Below are 1,945 nucleotides of genomic sequence, written 5' to 3' on the forward strand. Positions count from 1 at the left end.
CTTTTAAAACAGGTCTCTCCTGAAAATCTTAGCTTCCATACCAACTGCCTTGGTATTAGTGATATTCCCTTTACGATGACCATAAGCGCCTATGCTTTAGGTTGTTCTATCATTGCTATGTTTAACCGTGTTGGATGTGGAATCTAGACGAAGGCTGCCGATATGGGAGCTGACTTAGTCGGAAAAACAGAAGCAGGAATACCTGAAGATGATCAAAGACACCCAGCAACTATTGCTGATAACGTTGGAGACAACGTTGGAGATGTGGCTGGTCTTGGTTCTGACTTGCTGGAAAGTTATGTAGGAGCATTGGTATCAGCGATGATACTTGCTGCATATATCTATTTTTCTCGGGGAGGGATAGATGCCAGTCTTGTTGCTAAACTTATCTATGTCCCCCTCCTTGTTGCTGCTGTTGGTATTATCTCTTCAATGGTGGGAATTCTTTATTTACTGGTAAAAAAAGTGTCCTCTAACCCACATAAGGAACTGAATGCTGCAACATTTGTCGGCGCAGGATTAACCGTAATATCTTCTGGTTTTATCTCATATTTCGTATTTAACGGCGAAGCCTTGCATACCATAGGATTTGCGCTCGGTGCCTTTTCTCCTTGGGTATGTGCTGTCCTTGGTATTGTGAGCGGCATTGTGATTGGACAAATCGCTGAGTACTATACCAGTTATGATTATAAGCCAACACAGAAGATAGCAGCAAGTAGCGCAGAGGGCGCAGCCCTTACCATTACCGAGGGAATGAGTGTTGGCATGATTTCAGTAATAGGTCCGGTTATCATATTAGGGGTTGCAATTATTGCTGCAAATATTACTGCTGGCCTGTATGGCGTAGCCATGGCTGCTATCGGCATGCTCAGCTTTGTAACGGTTACTGTGTCTGTTGATACATACGGACCGATTGCTGACAATGCTGGTGGTATCAGTGAGATGGCAAAACTGCATCCTGAGGTTCGTGGTATAACTGATGAGTTGGATGCTGTGGGAAATACCACAGCAGCGATTGGTAAAGGATTTGCTATCGGTTCTGCAACCCTTGCAGCTCTTTCTCTCTTTTCTTCGTATTTATATGCACAAGCCGGTGAAAACGCTGTACATGGTGCCGCCATGATCTTAAATATGGTAAATCCTCTTACACTTGTTGGGGCATTAGTCGGAGGCGCACTTCCCTATCTATTTAGTGGAATATTGATAAGAGCCGTTGCAAATGCTGCACGAAAGATGGTCCAAGAGGTCAGAAGACAGTTCAAGGCAGATCCTGGCATTATATTAGGAACAAGTCTTCCTGATTATAAAACATGCATCAGCATAAGTAGTGCGGGCGCTCTATCTGAAATGAAGAGCCCTGCTCTTATTGCCGTTCTTACTCCTCTCTTCACTGGTTTTCTCTTTGGCGCAGAATTTGTCGGTGGGCTATTGATTGGAACAACACTTTCTTCAGTTATGCTCGCTCTCTATACAGCCAATGCAGGGGGTGCTTGGGATAATGGCAAGAAATACGTGGAAAATGGGCACTTCGGTGGCAAAGGTTCTGATGCTCATAAAGCTGCTGTGGTAGGTGATACCGTTGGAGACCCCCTCAAAGATACCGTTGGACCCTCTCTCGATATTCTCATAAAAATCATGGCAATTGTTTCGCTAATAGCTGTATCAATTTTTAGTAAGTATAACTTGTTTTCACTTCTCATGAATTAAATAAAAGGAGTGTCGGATGCATTATTACTATGTAGTATTTTCACCAATTGAAGCGCTCATTTGTAGTCAGTTAGAACCAAAACCGTTTGGGGCTTACATGGCACGAGGATCAAAGAAAGGTTCTGCAGAACGCCTTATGTTTGCGGAGATTGAGGGAGGGTTTGGCAATTACTTCGATTGGGATTATGCAAAAGCCAAATGTGTGACGCATGCAAATGGAGAGGTAAAACACTCGCTC

The 1,945-nt window shown here is 43.7% G+C and carries 1 pseudogene; it reads left to right on the forward strand.

The features are described from left to right. Positions 1-159: 159 nt before the first annotated feature. Positions 160-1,707, forward strand: a pseudogene (locus JF818_RS11740) (sodium-translocating pyrophosphatase); the annotation flags it as partial. Positions 1,708-1,945 lie beyond the last annotated feature (238 nt).

Origin of the sequence: Sphaerochaeta sp. S2 (assembly GCF_016406725.1) — a bacterium.
Lineage (GTDB): Bacteria > Spirochaetota > Spirochaetia > Sphaerochaetales > Sphaerochaetaceae > Sphaerochaeta.